13 protein-coding genes are annotated in these 17,392 nt (G+C 41.5%); 8 read left to right on the top strand and 5 right to left on the bottom strand.

What is annotated here, in order from left to right; translation table 11 throughout:
* The first annotated feature begins 33 nt into the window (after window positions 1-33).
* Entirely contained in the window at window positions 34-2,334 is a 2,301-nt protein-coding gene (locus BCY91_RS03325; protein WP_120180606.1) for a carboxypeptidase-like regulatory domain-containing protein, read from the top strand.
* 54 nt (window positions 2,335-2,388) lie between these two features.
* On the opposite strand, the gene BCY91_RS03330 is transcribed toward BCY91_RS03325, so the two are convergent.
* Window positions 2,389-2,829, bottom strand: a complete 441-nt coding sequence (locus BCY91_RS03330) for a hypothetical protein (RefSeq protein ID WP_120180607.1) — start codon at window positions 2,827-2,829, stop codon at window positions 2,389-2,391.
* 196 nt (window positions 2,830-3,025) lie between these two features.
* Entirely contained in the window at window positions 3,026-3,709 is a 684-nt protein-coding gene (locus BCY91_RS03335) for an OmpA family protein (protein WP_120180608.1), read from the bottom strand.
* Window positions 3,710-3,748: 39 nt separating this feature from the next.
* Here BCY91_RS03335 and BCY91_RS03340 point away from each other — a divergent pair, with 39 nt between their 5' ends.
* Window positions 3,749-4,615, top strand: coding sequence for an SDR family oxidoreductase (locus tag BCY91_RS03340; RefSeq protein WP_147387898.1), 867 nt, complete (start codon window positions 3,749-3,751; stop codon window positions 4,613-4,615).
* A complete protein-coding gene (locus tag BCY91_RS03345) occupies window positions 4,615-5,025 on the top strand; it encodes a response regulator (protein ID WP_120180610.1) in 411 nt (136 codons plus the stop codon). Before BCY91_RS03340 ends, BCY91_RS03345 begins: the two co-directional genes overlap by 1 nt.
* Here the strand turns inward: BCY91_RS03345 and BCY91_RS03350 are convergent.
* On the bottom strand, window positions 5,022-6,206 hold the full coding sequence (locus BCY91_RS03350) for a class I SAM-dependent rRNA methyltransferase (protein ID WP_120180611.1): 1,185 nt from the start codon (window positions 6,204-6,206) through the stop codon (window positions 5,022-5,024). The genes BCY91_RS03345 and BCY91_RS03350 overlap by 4 nt on opposite strands.
* Before the next feature lie 134 nt (window positions 6,207-6,340).
* Between BCY91_RS03350 and BCY91_RS03355 the strand changes: the two genes are divergently transcribed.
* The 3 genes from BCY91_RS03355 to BCY91_RS03365 all read left to right on the top strand — a co-directional run bounded on the left by BCY91_RS03355 (window position 6,341) and on the right by BCY91_RS03365 (window position 9,855).
* Window positions 6,341-8,464, top strand: a complete 2,124-nt coding sequence (locus tag BCY91_RS03355) for a peptidylprolyl isomerase (RefSeq protein ID WP_449421214.1) — start codon at window positions 6,341-6,343, stop codon at window positions 8,462-8,464.
* A gap of 67 nt (window positions 8,465-8,531) precedes the next feature.
* Complete coding sequence (locus tag BCY91_RS03360) at window positions 8,532-9,047, top strand: DUF2480 family protein (protein WP_120180613.1); 516 nt, start codon at window positions 8,532-8,534, stop codon at window positions 9,045-9,047.
* Between the two features lie 31 nt (window positions 9,048-9,078).
* Window positions 9,079-9,855 (top strand): DUF3108 domain-containing protein, encoded by a 777-nt coding sequence (locus tag BCY91_RS03365; RefSeq protein ID WP_120180614.1) that lies wholly within the window; start codon window positions 9,079-9,081, stop codon window positions 9,853-9,855.
* A 112-nt stretch (window positions 9,856-9,967) separates the two neighbouring features.
* Here BCY91_RS03365 and BCY91_RS03370 read toward each other — a convergent pair whose 3' ends face one another.
* Both BCY91_RS03370 and BCY91_RS03375 read right to left on the bottom strand, forming a co-directional pair.
* Window positions 9,968-11,371 carry a hypothetical protein gene (locus BCY91_RS03370; RefSeq protein WP_120180615.1) on the bottom strand — a complete coding sequence of 468 codons (1,404 nt, stop codon included), beginning with the start codon at window positions 11,369-11,371 and terminating at the stop codon, window positions 9,968-9,970.
* Between the two features lie 92 nt (window positions 11,372-11,463).
* Window positions 11,464-14,238 carry a TonB-dependent receptor gene (locus tag BCY91_RS03375; RefSeq protein ID WP_147387899.1) on the bottom strand — a complete coding sequence of 925 codons (2,775 nt, stop codon included), beginning with the start codon at window positions 14,236-14,238 and terminating at the stop codon, window positions 11,464-11,466.
* Window positions 14,239-14,667: 429 nt separating this feature from the next.
* On the opposite strand from BCY91_RS03375, the gene BCY91_RS03380 reads away from it, so the two are divergent.
* Together BCY91_RS03380 and BCY91_RS03385 are read left to right on the top strand one after the other, a co-directional pair.
* On the top strand, window positions 14,668-17,097 hold the full coding sequence (locus BCY91_RS03380; protein ID WP_120180617.1) for a beta-galactosidase: 2,430 nt from the start codon (window positions 14,668-14,670) through the stop codon (window positions 17,095-17,097).
* Window positions 17,098-17,382 carry a hypothetical protein gene (locus BCY91_RS03385; RefSeq protein WP_120180618.1) on the top strand — a complete coding sequence of 95 codons (285 nt, stop codon included), beginning with the start codon at window positions 17,098-17,100 and terminating at the stop codon, window positions 17,380-17,382.
* The last annotated feature ends 10 nt before the right edge of the window (window positions 17,383-17,392 follow it).

The following is a 17,392-nucleotide window of genomic DNA, read 5'->3' on the forward strand; positions in this document are numbered from 1 at the left end:
GTAAAACAACATTCTGAAACTATCGCGGGCGATATGGCTAAAATTGTTTTGTTGCTCATGTTTTTCACTTTAAACGCTTTTCCTCAAAATGTTAGGGCTTTAATTGAAAAAGTATATCTCCACACCAGTGCCGATAAGCTTGCGCAAGGCAACACGCTCTGGTTCAGCGCCTATCTATACAGCAATCTTCCCTTAAACCAATCCGATGAAGTGTTATACGTGGATTTAGTAGATTTAGCAGGCAAAAGCGTTGAACAACGAAAAATAATCAATATCAAAAATGGGGTAGCAGAGGGGGCTTTTTTTATACAAAATAACCTGCATAGCGGATTATATCTAATCCGCGCATATACGAGATGGATGTCCTTATACGCCAATCAGGCGGTTTTTGAGAAGCGGATTTATATTGGCACTGCTCAAACAGAAGAAAAAACCGAAATAGGTCCGAGCAAAACCGAGGCCTTAGAATTTTTTCCGGAAGGAGGTACATGGATGCCTCATAAAGATTGGAAGTTTGCCGTAAGATTAACCGGAGGTGGTGTATATCCGCATACGGTAACCATCTATAACGTAAAAAATAAACCTTTAAAAACTTTTTTAACAGACAGGTTCGGTTTAGGCACCTTTACGTTGGATAAAAACAGTGATGCGTCTTATGCCGTTATAAGTGGCGATAAAAAAGCTCAGAGATTTGCTATTCCCGCATCTAAACATCAAGCAGTATCGATGAACGTATTAAGCGGAGAAAACATCGTTATAAATATTTGTCGTTTGCCTAATAGCGAAACTGTTAATAAACCTTTGTTGTTGATTGGTACATCCGCTTTCGGATATTTTACAAGAAAAGTTGTTCATCTCCCGTCTGATACGATGCTTCATTTTGCTGCCAAAGACCTGCCTCCTGGGTTGTTGAATTTTTCGGTATATAAAGATGATGTATTAATAAGTCATAGATTTGTTTACCACAAGACTTCCCAAACAAAAGAACCTGCGGCGCTTAAATTAAGCAAGTTAGCTAAACGCGGAGATAGCCTCTTTTGCGAAATAGATACATCGCCCTATGCACACCTCTCCTTAGCTGTGTGTACGCAAAAGCAAAGCAATGCCGATATGAACTTGTATTTTGGTTTAATAGCAGAGCTTAAAAGTAATGAAGGAAGAACATTGGATTATTTCAACAGTCCCACTCCCGACACAACAGCCTTCTTACTGTCCTTGTCACCAACAGATTTGTTTCGCCAAAATCTGCCAGCTAGTATTGCTTATTTGCCCGAAAAAGGCATTTCCGTACGCGGAACAGTGATGGAAAAAACTAAAGCTTTACCCAACGTAAATATTAGTTTGACGCTCAGCAACTCTGCCCAATCCATATTATTGCCTACGCGTACTGACAGTTTGGGAAAGTTTAGCTTTGATAATCTTATTTTTTACGGAAAGACTAAATTGAGGTTGACGGCGATGGATGCTAAAGGCGAAAAAAAAGGAGAGATTGTCTTGGACAGCAATTATGCCTTAATGGATATCCCGAAATTGCCTTCGGATACTATCGGTAACTATGCGATTAAGCATCTTAAAACGCGCGATAAAACAGACCAAGAGGAACAGTTGAAGGTAGCTGGTCAAATGTTGGACCAAGTAGTGGTCAACGCTAAAAAAAATATCCTATTGCTTAATGGATTTTTTTCCGCGTTGCATGATGATCAAGCGTTTGAATTAGGGACAAAAGATTTAGAATACCAAACACTCACTTGGTGGCTTTTAAAAAATGTAAAAGGAGCTTTGCCTTCTGGGGGCAATGAAAATGGTGTGATGTTTTGGTGTTTGGATACTTTGCTGGTTGAACCAAACCAAGTTAGGTGTAAAAAGGTAATGCTATACCCGCAATTTGTAGTTGACGGAAGAGAATACTTTACCGATATACCTGATGTAGCTAAAAGCTATCGCGAAGAGTTTTTCAATCTACCTTTAGGTAAAATTGAAACCATTAGGGTACAGCTATTAAGTGGTTATATAATGGGCGTTGCATCTTGTTTGGTAGAAAGGGTTGTAATTTATGTTACACTAAAAGAACAAGTTTCAGGTAAAGGTTTCTTGTCAGCAGATATAAACGGTTTCGATAAGTCCTATAGTTTTAATTGGGACATGGGTGAGCAACCCCTTATTTACTGGAAGCCGGATATCGTTGCTGATGATAAAGGAAAAGTGGAACTTAACTTTGCTATACCCCCACAGATAGAAATACCGCGTCTATTTTACGATATTAGAGGCAAATCCTTGAAAGGAGAAATAATTCAGGAATCGCTTGTTGTAAACTTAGCCAGCCAAAAAGACTAACACAAAAAAGGCAGGCGCAACTGCACCTGCCTTTTTTCCGTGATATTATTGCAATTAAGCAACCGAAACTACATTCAGTTTCAAAAAAAAATTTTCAAAATTAACGGTGTTGCCGCTCAACCAGTTCATCATCCCAAACACACCGTTTTCTTGTTGTTGCTCTTCCCTGGTTTGTTTTACAAATTTTGTCATCACCGCAGGAATCACATTTTCACTCAGCGCTCTCGCGTCTTCCATATCTAAATTAAAATAACGGTTTAAGCGGTGCGCGTATTTGTTGGTCATTGCCTTTGTTAAACCTTGGTAATTCGACTGTTTTCCGGTGAAATAAGACATCACGTCTTTTGCCTTGCCATGGTCAATTTGTGATTTTAGCACGTCCACAATTACTCCTGTTGCTTCATGCATTGCATCCCTCAGGCTGTTTTGGCCCAGGTTTGATGCCTGGAAAGCTTGCTCGCTTTCTTTTACAATTTGATTCAATTTTTCAAACATGTCGGTAATTATTAGCTGTTAACAAATACGTTACAAAAATAGAGGTTATTTGATGATTTTATAACGAATTGCGGATTTTGTTTGTTGGTTGTTAATTTGATGACAATTGTTTTACAATATATTTAGCGTTAGGGGCAAAAAAAAGGAAATCTGTTAAAATATGATTTCCTTTTCTACATCATCGGTATTTTGCCGATTAGTTAGTTGCGGCCTTAGCCTCTTGTTTCATTTTTTCGTTTGCAACAATTACAATTTCTACTCTTCGGTTTTGCGCCATGCCCTCTGCCGTATCATTAGAAGCAATTGGCTCACTCTCGCCTTTACCTACAGTTTTTAATCTGGAAGAGCTTACGCCTTGAGCTACTGCGTAGTTTTTAACCGCCGCTGCTCTTCTTTCAGATAAGCCCATGTTGTAAGCATCACTGCCAGAAGCATCTGTATGGCCAATTACCATAATATCTGTATCTGGGTATTTATTTAAAGAAGCCGCTAGGTTGTCTATGTTCTGTTTCGCAGCCGCTTGTAGTTCTGATTTATCTACCCCAAATAAAATGCCTGAGTCGAATTTCACAATAATGCCTTCTTCGTAAGGGATAACCTCTGCACCTGGTATGCTTTGCTGAATTTCTTTGGCCTGTCTGTCCATTTTACGGCCAATAAATGCGCCGGCAGTACCGCCAATTGCGCCACCAATAATTGCTCCAACAGCAGTGTTGCCAGCTTTTTTCCCAATCAGCGCACCAATGGTTCCGCCCGCTGCGGCACCAATCCCAGCGCCTTTTTGTGTATTTGTTAACGATTTGCAGGCAGGCATAATAGCCGTAGCGCCGAAAACCGCAACCAAGCCCAACGCTGTAACTTTTAATTTTGTAGCTTTCATAATATTCAATTGTATTGTTTGTGCAACAATACAAACAAAATGCCAAAAAAAGATGTTTATTTTGCCCGGATGCCAAATTCAAAAAAAAATAAATTAGCCATACTTGGCTGCGGTTGGCTGGGTTTACCCTTAGCCCAAAGTTTTGTAAACGCAGGGTGGCTAGTTAACGGCAGTACTACCCGTCACGAAAAGCTGAGCCACTTAGGTGAAAACGGAATCCAACCCTTTCTAATAAATTTAGGCGCGATGGATGCACCGGAGAATTTAAGATCTTTTTTAGAAGCGGATGTGCTTATCGTTAATGTTCCGCCCGGGAGGCCGGAAAGCGAGGCATCTACTTATCAAGAAAAAATGGAAGTGTTGGCTACTGCATTGCGCCAATCTTTGGTTAAAAAAGTAATGTTCATCTCTTCAACCAGTGTTTATGCTGATAACTGCACCGTTCATACAGAGGAAAGTTTGGCTTTCGCCGATAGCAACTCTGGAAAGCGCATGATGGCAGCCGAACAGGTTTTTAATCAACTGCCAAACGTTCAGTGTACTGTTGTCCGTTTTGGTGGACTAATTAATGTGCAACGGCATCCGGGACGGTTTTTTAACGGAAAAACAGCGGTTGCCAACGGTTTAGCACCAGTTAATTTGATTCATCTGGATGATTGTATCGGGATTATCGATAAAATCATTAATAACAATTTGTGGGGCCAAACCTTTAACGCTGTTGCACCATCGCATCCCGATAAGGAAACATTTTATACTTTGGCAACGCAAAAATACGGCGGGATTTCGCCAAGCTTCATCCGAGAGAAGCTGGAATTCAAAATTATTTCTTCAGATAAGATTTTGAAAACAGGTTACCGCTTTAAACATCCCGATTTGTTAAATTGGTTAAAAGAAACAGATAAATAATGGAGAAACTAAAGGGCGTAATTATAGCAAATTCAAAGTTGAAGGACGAGTTAACGGCGATGCTTAAAACCGAGACTGTGCAAGTAATTGATGCTTTTGAACATCAAAAAGATGCCATTGAACATATAAACCAGCTTGAGCCAAACCTGTTATTTCTAGAAACGCAGGCCGGTGAATTGGCAACCAATAATTTCTTAGCTAAGCTAACGAAGCAACCTACGCTGGTTTTTTTAACCAAAGACGAGGCAAGCCTTCAAACCTTCAAGGCGAATAAGTTGCATTATCTTAGCCTGCCTATCCATCCTCAACAACTAAAACAACTACTAGCTCAGCTTACAGGCGTACATTCGCAGTTGGCAGATAAAATGAAAGCAGTTTTGGGCAAGCTGAAGCTATCAGAAGAGCCTTAACATATCCGGCACAATAAGCCTTTTAAATATTCACCTTCCGGAAACGAACTGCGTAGCGGGTGGTCTTCTGGCTGGGTAAACTGGTGGATAATTTGAACTTCCTTATCCGCATCCAAAGCTGCCCAGGCAATAATCTGTTTAAAAGTTTCGATATCTACCGCGCCAGAACAGCTAAACGTCGCCAATAAACCGCCTTTTTCTAGCAATTGCATCCCTAGGCGGTTCAAGTCTTTATAGGCGCGGGCCGCGCGGTCCAGTGCAGAGCGCGATGGTGCATATTTTGGAGGATCCAGCACAATTAAATCAAACGTTTTTCCGTCTTCTTTAAAAGTACGCAACTGTTTGTTCACATCGTTTTGGATGGCCTGGTGGGCATTTGTATCAAAATTGTTTAGCGCCATGTTCTGCTTTAAGGTTTCGATAGCTAAAGCTGAGCTATCTACCGAGGTAACCGCTTTAGCGCCCTGCGCAAACGCGTTTAACGTAAAACCGCCACTGTAACAAAAACAATCAAGCACAGATTTATCTTTCGCATATCTGGCAACCACCTCGCGGTTAACTCTTTGATCGCAATAAAAACCCGACTTTTGTCCGTCTGCAATGTTAATGCGGTAAACAATTCCGTTTTCTTTTACCTCTACAAATTCCGGAGGCATTTGTCCCCAAAGCAAACCTTTTGCATCCTCTAATCCATCGTGTGCACGGGCGCTGTTATCACTTTTATCAAAAATACCTTTGGCGCCGGTTTGTTTTTGTAATTCATCAATAATTATCGGTTTTAAGCGATCCATGCCGGTGGTTAGTATTTGCACAGATAGGTAATCTGCAAATTGGTCCACAATTAAGCCCGGTAAAAAGTCAGATTCGCTAAAAATTAAGCGGCAGGTATTGTTTGCTGCTGAAAGCAAATGCGCACGGTTTTTTACGGCAGTCCCAATTTTTTGACGCAACCAGTCTTCGTTGGGCAGTTGGCTTTGGTCCCAGCTTAACAAGCGTAGCGCCACCCGAGATTCGGCATTATAAAACCCGTAAGCTAAAAAATCGTGTTTTGCAGAACGTACGCAAACCAAATCTCCATTTGCAGTTTTGCCCTTTATTTTATCTATCGCACCAGAAAAAATCCAGGGATGACGTTGTAAAACAGCTTTTTCTTTTCCTTTTTTCAGTAAAATATCCACCATAGGCTGCAAAGTTATAATAATGCTTTTTTATAGAAACATTATCTGTAACAAATGGGCTTTGTGTTTATAATTGCCTAGTTAATTGGTAGATATAAAGAAAATTATTTTTAGGCTTTACTAGTTAAATTTGTATCTTGCGCCCTCTAAAAATAAGCTATATACAAGATATGGGTATAATGGGTTTTTTGCGCAACCGAGCAGGGATTATTATAGTGGTTGCTATCGGTGTCGCAATTGTTGCATTTTTATTAAGTGATGCGATTAGAAGTGGGCAGGGCTTTATTGCCGATTCGCAAAGCGAAGTAGGTAAGGTTGCTGGCGAGTCAATTTCTTACAAAGAATTTAACGAGCGGGTTGAGCAAAACTCGCAACAGTTTAAACAGCAGATGGGAAGCTTAAACGCCCAGATGACTGCTTACGTGGTAGAAAACACTTGGAACCAAACCGTTTCGGGCATCATTTTAAAAAAACAGACCGAAGATTTAGGCATTGCCGTTGGAGAGTCAGAATTGTTTGATTTATTGTTTGATAATCCGTCGCCGCAGGTACAACAGATTTTCTCTAATCCGCAAACTGGCGTTTTTGATCGCGCAACTGCGATAAACTCCAGAAAAAGCGCTGATGCAGATCCTCAACTAAAAGCGCAGTGGATTGCATTAGAAGAAAGCGTGCAACAGCAACGCGAAAGCGAAAAGTACATCAATTTAGTAAAGAACGGTATTTACGTAAACTCGCTTGATGCGAAAGATGATTATACCAATAAGAACAAGTTGGTAAACTTTGAGTATGTGTATAAAGATTACGCAAGCGTGCCAGATGCCGAAGTAAAAGTTACCGATGCAGATTATAAAGAATATTACGAGCAGAACAAATACAAGTTCAAAAACCCGACAGAAACGCGCACTTTTGAATATGTAGCTTTTAACGCTGCGCCATCAAAGCAAGATACTTTAGATGCCAAAGCAAAAATTGAAAAAATTGCAGAAGGTTTCCGCGCATCAACAAACGATTCGCTTTTTGTAGCCATCAACGCAGATACTAAAGCACCTTTCACTTACGAGAAAAAAGGACAGTTAGAGCCTGCTTTAGATTCTGTAATGTTTAACGCAAGCAAAGGTTTTGTTTACGGACCTTATTTCTCTAACGGATCTTTTAAAGTGGCGAAGTTGTTAGATGCCCGTGTGAGTCCGGATTCTGTTAAAGCACGCCATATTTTGTTAAATCCCGCGCAAGAAGGCGGTATGGACAAAGCTTTAGCTAAAGCTGATTCTTTGAAAAAGTTAATCCAAGGCGGTGCTGATTTTGGAAAGTTAGCCGCGCAATACGGTACAGACGGTTCAAAAGATAAAGGTGGCGATTTAGGTACTTTCTCTAGAGGTGCCATGCCGGCTTTTGAAGATGCGGTGTTCAACGGTTCTGTAGGTCAAACTATGGTAGTACAAACCCAGTTTGGTGTACACGTAATCAACATCGAAAAGCAAATTGGATCATCAAAAGTGGTTAAAGTAGCGGTTGTTGATAAAGGCTTATTGCCTAGCTCGGCAACGGAGCAAGCCGCTTATCAAAAAGCACAAAGTTTCTTAAGCGACGTGTCAGACTTTAAGTCTTTTGAAGAAACTGCGCAAAAACAAGGTTTAAATAAGCTGGTAGGTGCAGATGTTACGCCTTTACAATCTTCATTGCCTGGTTTGGATGACGCCCGTTCTTTGGTAAGATGGGTTTACAAAGCAGAAAAAGGGGATGTTTCTAACGAGATTTTCGATATCGGCGATAAATATGTAGTAGCGGTAGTAACTGCTATTAAGCCAGAAGGTACTTTATCTTTAGAAGATGTGAAAACTCAGATTGAGCCAGACGTGAAACGCGCGGTGCAAGCCAAAGTTTTAAAAGCAAGTTTTGACAAAGCATTGAACGGTGCTAACTCTTTAGCGCAAGTTGCTCAGAAAACAGGTACAACGGTTACGCCGGTAGAGAATGTGGTTTTTGCTAATCCGGTTATCCCAGGTGTGGCGCAAGAGAATAAGGTAATTGGTACCATCTTCGGTTCACAGCCTAACAAACTTTCAAAAGCAATTGACGGCGAGCGTGGTGTTTATGTATTTACTGTAAAAAGTTTTACTAACCCAGCACCTATGACCAATGCTTTGCGTATTAAAGAACAGGTTCAACAAGCTATGAGCCAACAGGTTGATGCGGCCGTGTTTGAGGTTTTGCGTAAAAAAGCAAAGGTGAAAGATTACCGTGCTAAGTTCTACTAAGCATTAATAATACTTAACTTTGAAGCCGGGCGTTTGATGATGCTCGGCTTTTTTGTTTTAGAATGCTATGGAAATACAAGAGAATATAGTGAATAAGGTGGCCATGAGTGGCCTGATAACTTTTGATTTGGCAGAATTGCGCCATCCGGGCGAACGCGTGCTTTATGATATTAAAGATAACCTGTTCCAAGGGCTGATATTGCGCGAGAAAGACTTTAGGGAATTTGTGAAACAACATGATTGGGCACAGTACCAAGGGAAAAATGTAGCAGTTACTTGCACAGCTGATGCTATTGTGCCAACTTGGGCTTACATGCTGATTGCTTCTAAATTGGAGCCGTTTGCTAATTTTTACATTTTTGGCGATTTGGAGGCTTTAGAAACTGCGCTTTACTTACTAGCGTTGGAAAAACTCCCTTTAGATAAATACAAAGACCAGCGATTGGTTGTTAAGGGCTGTGGGGATATAGCGGTGCCAACATCGGCTTACATGTCAATTACAGGTAAATTAACCCAAATTGCAAAAAGTGTGATGTACGGAGAACCTTGTTCTACCGTTCCTATCTTCAAGCGCAAAGATTAAAATGGTTCAACTTTTGCGTTCCGCTAAATCTATGAAGAAGTACACGTTGTTATTAATTGTTTCCATGCTCAGTTGCGCTAACCTGTTTGCGCAAGGCTTGGATTATATGAACAAATCTGCTTTTAAAGCGGGCGAAACGCTAACCTATAAATTAAAGTATGGCTTTTTGACTGCAGCGGAGGCCAAATTGCAGGTTTTGGCTACGGACATTAAGTTTGACGGAAAGCCCACTTACCATTTGATGGCACAGGGTAGCACATCTGGCTCTTTCGATATTTTTTACAAGGTGCGCAACCGCTACGATTCTTATATAGACCAAGATAATTACAGCCCCTTCCTTTACACAGAAAACATCCGCGAAAACAAATACCGGCGGAATGATAAAGCCCGTTTTTACCAAAGCGAAAGAAAGATTGTCGCCAAAAAGGGAACTTTTAAATCGCCGGTAAGTCAAACATTCGATTTGGTAAGTGCTTACTATTTTACCCGTAATTTAGATTTGAGCGGCATTAAGGTAGGGGATAAAATAACCATCCATTATTTTTTGGATGATGAGGTTACCCCACTTACCATTGAGTATTTCGGAAAAGAAACCATCAAAACGGAGTTGGGGCGGATTAGATGTTTAAAGTTTAGCCCGTCTATCAGGCCGGGGCGTGTTTTCCGTAAAGACAGCCGTATTTTTCTTTGGATAAGTGACGACGCTAACCGTATACCCGTAAAAGCACAGGCCGAGGTAATTGTGGGTTCTATAAATATGGAGATAACCTCTGCAAAAGGTTTGATAAAACCTTTAGAAACTAATTGATAAAGGTCTTTTAATCTATAAAAAAACGGCGCTCTTTGTAAAGAACGCCGTTTTGTTTTCCCAAACTTACGTGTACACCGCTTTCCACGTCTTGTTTTTCATTACGATTATTTTATTGGAATTTTGCACCGCTGGCCGCAAGCGATCCGGTTTTTAACGTGAAATTTGGTGCTGTTAAGTTAAACGGGTTATTAAGCAGGTTTTGCGCTCCGTCTTCGTCCATGATGGTATTGCCCTTAGTGCTTAAATAGCTTTTCAACAAATCTACCGAAGCAAAAGCCGGTTTAGAGCCAGAAACAATCACATCCATATTTGCTATATAAGATTGGTAAATGTTGTTGCTGATTACCGAGGTGCCGTCTGTTAAAGCTTCGCCGGTTTCTAAATCGCGCACGTTTAAACCATATTTAAATCCTATAAATACCGAGTTCCCTAAAACCATTTTACTGCCGCGTCTCCATAAATTGGCGTGCTCGTGTTTAGCATCAACGCTACTTAGAACACTTGCGCTGGCAACCGGGCCTACAATTGTCATATTGGAGATGATCGGACGTGTTCTTGGACTCGAGTTAAACACCGTTTCAGAGTTGTCTGATTCGATGCCGTTAGATTGACCTGCTTGGTCGGCTAACTTGGGGTCTCTTTGAGCAACGCAGAACTGCAATTTGCCTTGATAGCCGTTATCAAAATCGAAAGCATCGTCAACATTGGCAATCGAAATGAGGTGCTTCGCATTTACGGTGCCGCCAAACCACTCAAAAGAATCATCGCCACAGTAAGAAACCTGTACATAATCTACCGTGGTTCCTGTACCTACAGAGCCAAAAGTTACACCGTTAATCTCGTTGTTTGGCTGGAATGCAATTCCCGGAAACTCTACACGTACATACTTCAATACGCCCGAGTTATCATCGGCAATAGTTCCGCCATGTGCGCCCGCATTTTCTTCGTTATTCACGCCGCCTTCAATGGTGCCAACGCCGCCGGGAATATTATTTGGCGCTTTTCCTAAGATGATGATGCCTCCCCAATCGCCCGGTGCACGAGATCCGCTGGCAAGGTTTGAAGTAAAAACAATCGGCTTTGCTGCTGTACCTTCGGCCATAATTTTTGAGCCTTGTGTAACAATTAAAGTTGCTTTTGTGGTTTTATCGCCCCGGATAACCGTACCCGCCGGGATGGTTAGGGTTGCGCCATTTTGTACATATACAAAACCGGACAACAAATAAACCTTTGAGGCATCTAAAGTGGTATTGGTGGTGATTTTGCCAGATAAAGTCGCCGTAGTTGAAGGATAGTTGGTGCTTTGTGGGTTATAATTTGCCCATCCGGCGGACCAGTCCGTAGTGCCAAATGCGCCTTTGTAGCTTACTTTTTCGAAAAATGAGTTGGCTAATGTTTCTGTGTTATCTGTCGGGATTGGTGTAATGGCTTCTTCGCCGTTTTTCTTGCAGGCGGTAAAACCTGTTAACCCGATAACTGACGCCAGTAGTAATGTCTTTTTTAAATCTTTCATGTTGTTTTTTTTTGTAAAAATAGATGGCCTTTGTTAGCCTGCTGTTAGCTTTTAATTAAATGAAAACCAGTTTTTTGTTAAGCAATTGTTAATTATCTAATGCTGTAGCTTAAGCTGATGGAAACGCTTGATCCGTAACGCTCGGCAATGTTAATATGGTCAAGCTTTGCATCGTATCGGCCGTTTTGGTTAGCGTCTTGATAAAAAATGCCTTTGTTGTTTAAGATGTCGCTGTAGTTGATTTTGAGTTCGGCTTTTGATTTAGCAATCTTTTTAGAAAGCTGTAAATCCAGTACGTTGCGCGGATGCTCGTAAATGTCGGCGTCTTGCACATTGCCCACAGCCCAGATACGTTTGCCAATACGGTTATAAAGCAAGCTTAAGCCGAAACCGTTTTTGCCGGACTGTAAATACTGCAAACCGGCGTTAATGAGGTAAGGCGATTGGCCTTGCAATGGTCGGTAACCGTTTTTATTTACCAGTTTAGAAACCAAAACTTCCGAGTGGATGAAAGAGCCATTTGCGCTGAACATGAAGTTGCTCAGCTTTTCATCAATAAACTTTAGCGATTTGCGTACTTCTGCCTCTATACCAAACAAGGTAGCTGATTTGGCATTGGTATAACCTAAGGTTCTTCCGCTAGTGCCTAGCTGTAAAGCCTGTTCAATTGGCGAATCAAAACTTTTGAAGAAAGCCGAAACCGCAAAAACTTCGCCCGTTGCAGGGTAGTTTGCAAAGCCGATATCAAAGTTGTAGGTGCTAGATTGTTGCAGTTTAGGGTTTCCTTGTACGGATACGTTTTTGTTGAAATCGTAAAAAGCGAATGGTGCAATTTCTCTAAACTCTGGCCGGCCCAAAGTGCGTGATGCCGAAGCGCGCAAACTGCTTTTGTCGGTTAAATTATATATCGCGTTAATAGAAGGCAATAGGTTTAAATAGCTGGTATCCACTTTTATCGGTGCATAAGCATTATCCGCGCTGGTAAGGCGCTGTTGGTAATGCTCCACTCTGGCGCCCGCTCCAATGCGAAGTTTTTCGGCTACAAATCCGTCGAACATCGCGTAAGCAGCATTTGATAAAGCATTGGCCTCATAAGCATCGCTGCCGTTTGTAATTTCATCTAACACAAAACCTCCCGGGCGGATATTTTCTGGCGCAAAGATTAGGTTTTGTGATAAGCTTAATGCGCTGGCATTGTTAAATTGCTGGTCTCTGATAAAGCCGATTACGCGCGCATTAAAGTCGCGTTGTTTGTACTGCCCTAGGTAACCAAATTTTAGTTTGTTGCTTTTGCCAAAAAATTGGGTGGGGAAGGTGAGGTTGGTGCCCGCGCCGTACACGTTTTCGCTTAGCGCGGATGAAAAATTACCGGCCAATCTCGGATCCGATGAGCCGCTAGGTACAGATGCCACGCCTTGCGAATACTCCATCCTTTTAAACCCGGGTTCTTTTCTGTTGCTGTTGGCGTAGCTTAACGTCCAATCTGCAGTGCTTTTGTGGCGCTCAGCTATTAAATGTTCGCCGCCAATTTGGGTGCTCACTAAAGTACGTTGCAACAAATAATCGGCTGTTCTGTTAAATGCCTCGTTGCTTTCATCTATGCCATTTCGGTTGGTAAATTTGCTTTCCAAAACTCGGTTATATATGTTTTTAAAGCTGAGTTTGTTATTCCCAAAAGCGTAGGCAAAGTTGGCTAAACCGCCAATATTGGTGTTGTAGCTGTAAATTTGGTCGTTAAATCGGTCGCCTACGTTTTGCCCTGCATACGCAATTTGGTCCACGTCTTTTAGGCGCTCATCGTATCGGTAAGAAAGTGATAAAACAGTTCCTAGTTTATGGTCGTTTTCAAAAATCTTACTGTTTCCAAAGTTGGCCTGGAAGTTTGGCCCTAAGCCTGCGGTCCGTTGCTGGTAGCCCCAGTTGTTAGCTAAGCTTTTAGAAATAGCAAAGCGCTGGTTGCTTTGGGCAGGCAAAGCCAGATAAGCCGCTTTTGACGGGAAGTTTGCAGGCAAGTCGCGGTTGCTGTTGTACGACCCCAAGAGTGTTTTGTTCACGCTCATTGGCCCAAGAAAATCTTTAAAAGTAGACTGACTGTTGAAAGATGTTCCTATGCTTAGGTTCAACATTTTAGCTTCCGGAAAATCTTTGGTGTTTACTTGCACTGCACCTCCAGAAAAATCGCCCGGCAAATCCGCCGAAGCAGTTTTATTAACCGTAATCGCGTCAATTAAATGAGATGGTATGATGTCGAATGAAAATGCTTTGCGGTCCACCTCTGTGTTTGGCAACACAGAATTATTTAGCATGGCGGTGTTGTAACGGTCCGACAAGCCGCGCACAACGATGAATTTATTGTCTTGCACGGACGCCCCGCTTATTCTTTTCATCACCTCAGAGGTGTTTTTATCCGGCGATTGTTTAATTACATCTGCGGCAATACCGCTAGAAATGCTGATGTTGTTTTTTTGTTGCGCATACAGGGCGCCAACGGATGCCGAGCGGAAACTGGCCTTCACCACCACCTCTTGCAGGGCTTGCTGTTTAGCTTCTTCCATGCTTACGTTTAGGTTGGTGGGTGCTCCCGGTTTAATCACAATATCATCAACGGTAAGGGTTTGGTAACCCAAATACCTAAATGTTACGCTGTATTTTCCGGGCGTTAAATTGGCAATCACATAACTCCCGTTTAAATCTGTAGCCGCACCTTTTTGGCTGCCCTCAATGCCAACGCTCAAACCAATTAAAGTTTCGCCACTGGCTTTATCTACCACTTTGCCTACTAAGGCACTTTGCTGCGCGTACAATGTGTTTGCAAATCCACCTAGTATTAGGTTGATCAGCAGTAATTTAAAAAAGTTATATTTCACTTCTGCATATTTTGATTGTTGCAAAAGTATTAGGGAGTTATTAGCTGTTTGTTAGGGCGCGATGAAATTTGTGTGAGCTTGCTGTTAAGAAATGGTTAAGGGCGGGGGTATGGAACGCTTATTACTTGGCCAAGATAAAATGTATTGAAAATTAAACATGATGATGAAGTTAAATCTAGTTAAAACAACAAATCCTGAAATGAAAGCTGTGTTTGTTGGAATTAGGAAGACTGTTGTTAGCAGCGAAGAGTAAAAATACAGGTAGGTAGTTGGATTGCATAGTCCATCAATAATGAGAAAGTTAATGATGGGTGGTAATAATTTCCACTATTTTGGTAAGATAGTCCATTTTATATGAGCGTGCACTAAGGTAAGTTTACGGTCAAGGTATCCGAGCTAGAACCTAAACTAATCCAATTATTCCTATTTATGAAGTTGCACGCACTGTTTACTACAATCCTATCGAGTCTGGTCTATCTAGTTAACGCGCAAACAGTCTATTCCATCGACGCATCGACAATTCCGGAAAAACCCCGATATGAACATTTGAAGCTTGGCGGAGCAGGCCCTGATGGCCAATCGATTTCAGTTAACAATCACTATGTTGAACTTAACGGGAAGCCGTGGATACCTATCACCGCAGAGTTTCATTATTGCCGTTACCCTCAAAGGTATTGGGACGAATCATTAAAAAAAATCAAAACGGGCGGCATTAATATCATTGCGACTTATGTATTCTGGAATATTCATGAGCAACACGAAGGAAAGTTTGACTGGTCAGGAGACAATGACCTCCGGAAATTTGTTGAGCTCTGCGCAAAAAACGATTTAAAAGTTATTGTAAGGATAGGTCCTTTCGCTCACGGAGAGATTAGGAATGGAGGGCTTCCAGATTGGCTGCTGGCCAAACCACTCAATATCCGATCCAATGATCCGCTGTATCTCTCTTATGTAGAAAAATTTTATGACCAGATAGGAGAGCAGATACATGGACTGTATTTTAAAGACGGGGGCAATATAGTTGGTATTCAGATAGAAAACGAGTATCAGCACTCTGCATCGCCCTGGAGCCTCACTTATCCTGGACAACCTCATGATTTCACTGCCCATGAACGCGATCAGGCCTTAACTCAAGAAGGCGTTGGTGTGTCAAGATTGAATAACCCATATGCTAAGCTTGGAAATGACCATATGAAAATTCTTAAGCAGTTGGCTGTTAAAGCAGGTATGGTTACACCGCTTTACACCGCGACGGGCTGGGGAAATGCTGCAATAGTGCCAAACGAAAGCATCCCCGTAACCGCTGCTTATGCCTATCCTTTCTGGACTCCAAAAAAAGATATTTCGCCATTTTTCCTATTTAAAGACATGCACAAAAGCCCGGATTATGCCCCGGTACGGTATAAGCCTGAAGATTACCCCGTGTTTCCCGCTGAACTCGGCTCCGGCATTATGACGGTTTACACCCGCCGTCCTTTAGTTGTACATAAAAGTTTTGACGCAATGATAAACCGTTGTTTAGGGAGTGGCGCAAATGGAATTGGATATTATATGTACCACGGAGGTTCAACTCCGCACAAAGGCGCTTATTTCTTTAGCGATGAGGCTTATGGGTTGCCTAAAATTTCATATGATTTTCAGGCGCCTATAGGAGAATTCGGGCAGGTGCGCGAAGGTTATCAGCGGCTAAAATTACTCCATTACTTTTTGAATGATTTTGGCGATAAACTTGCGCCCATGAAAACTATTCTTCCGGCCAACGCGGTCTCTTTAATACCAGAAAACGTTACAGACCTCCGCTATGCTGTTCGGAGCGACGGTAAATCTGGATTTCTGTTTGTCAATAACTTTCAGGACGATACGCTAATGACTGTTAAAAAAAACCTTCGTTTTTCTATCAAAACGTCAAACGGTCAAATAAATCTTCCGGAAACAGGTTCGTTTGAATTGGCACAAGACGAAAATGTTATTTTTCCATTTAATTTAAATATCGAAGGAATAAACCTGCAGTATGCTACCGCCCAGCTATTAACAAAGGGAGGCTCAAAAAATCCTTATTACGTATTTTTTGCACCTAAAGGAATTCGTCCTGAGTTTCTTTTTTCGGGAAGCGGCTATTCTATTAAACGTATAAATGCTGTCAATATAAAAAACAGCGGGCAGGGAAAGTTAGTTGCTTGCCTAGCCGATCGTAGCGAATTTTCGCTAGTTAAAGGTAATAAAGAGATTAAAGTGTTGGTACTTAACAAAGAGGAAGCCTTAAAAGCGTATCAAGTGACAATTAAAGGCGAGCGCAAACTTGTTTTGTCTGACGGATTGGTGATTGCGGAAGAGGATAAACTTACACTGTTAAGCAACGCAAGCACGACAGTAAGTTTCGAGGTATTTCCAAAGCTGTCCTCCAACCCTTACGCTTCTAACGGAAAGCTTAGCCCAAGCACGTCAAATAAATCTTTTTCAGCTTACTCAATATTCTTCCCCTCTATCACCTATCCGGTTCAGATGACCACTTTTGGGCAAAAGAAATTTGAAATTAAATTGCCAGATTTAACCGTTGGGATAAACGATATTTTCCTGAATATTGACTATACAGGTGATACCGCGATGGGTTTTATGGATAATGAACTGGTAACTGATGAATTTTTTAAAGGTACTGTTTGGAATATCGGCTTAAAAAAGTTTTTAACAAACACGCCATCGCGGGATATGGTGTTTTATTTTCGTCCGATATATAAAGGAGCAAGCTATTTAAAAGATTTGGACCCGGCAACGGTTCCGAATTTCGGAGATAGCAAGTCTCTTCTAAAGATTAACAACGTAAAGTTTGTTCCCGAATATAAAACTATCATCAAATTTTAAATGGATGAAAACAAGTATAGCAATTCTGTTATAGTTGCCTCAGCGGTAGTCTCTTGTAGTAGGGGCTTCATTAATAGTTCTAACGAGGATGGCAGGCTAGAGCTTTCAGGAACTTGGGAGTTTAAGGAAGATCCGTTTGACATTGGTGTAAAAGAGAAATGGTATAATGCTAAAAGCTACGAGAGCGTGCAACTACCGGGTTCTATAACCACTAACGGTAAAGGCGAGGATATAAAAGTGGAAACGAAGTGGACCGGTAGCATTTTTACGTCGAGCAGGTTTTGACTTGCAGCTG

This window comes from Pelobium manganitolerans (assembly GCF_003609575.1).
Taxonomy (GTDB): domain Bacteria; phylum Bacteroidota; class Bacteroidia; order Sphingobacteriales; family Sphingobacteriaceae; genus Pseudopedobacter; species Pseudopedobacter manganitolerans.

Excerpts from the sequence above, each read along its gene's own strand:
- BCY91_RS03325 (WP_120180606.1), top strand. The coding sequence starts at position 34 with ATGGCTAAAATTGTTTTGTTGCTCATGTTTTTCACTTTAAACGCTTTT.
- BCY91_RS03330 (WP_120180607.1), bottom strand. The coding sequence starts at position 2,829 with ATGTTTGAAAAATTGAATCAAATTGTAAAAGAAAGCGAGCAAGCTTTC.
- BCY91_RS03335 (WP_120180608.1), bottom strand. The coding sequence starts at position 3,709 with ATGAAAGCTACAAAATTAAAAGTTACAGCGTTGGGCTTGGTTGCGGTT.
- BCY91_RS03340 (WP_147387898.1), top strand. The coding sequence starts at position 3,749 with ATGCCAAAAAAAGATGTTTATTTTGCCCGGATGCCAAATTCAAAAAAA.
- BCY91_RS03345 (WP_120180610.1), top strand. The coding sequence starts at position 4,615 with ATGGAGAAACTAAAGGGCGTAATTATAGCAAATTCAAAGTTGAAGGAC.
- BCY91_RS03350 (WP_120180611.1), bottom strand. The coding sequence starts at position 6,206 with ATGGTGGATATTTTACTGAAAAAAGGAAAAGAAAAAGCTGTTTTACAA.
- BCY91_RS03360 (WP_120180613.1), top strand. The coding sequence starts at position 8,532 with ATGGAAATACAAGAGAATATAGTGAATAAGGTGGCCATGAGTGGCCTG.
- BCY91_RS03365 (WP_120180614.1), top strand. The coding sequence starts at position 9,079 with ATGAAGAAGTACACGTTGTTATTAATTGTTTCCATGCTCAGTTGCGCT.
- BCY91_RS03370 (WP_120180615.1), bottom strand. The coding sequence starts at position 11,371 with ATGAAAGATTTAAAAAAGACATTACTACTGGCGTCAGTTATCGGGTTA.
- BCY91_RS03380 (WP_120180617.1), top strand. The coding sequence starts at position 14,668 with ATGAAGTTGCACGCACTGTTTACTACAATCCTATCGAGTCTGGTCTAT.
- BCY91_RS03385 (WP_120180618.1), top strand. The coding sequence starts at position 17,098 with ATGGATGAAAACAAGTATAGCAATTCTGTTATAGTTGCCTCAGCGGTA.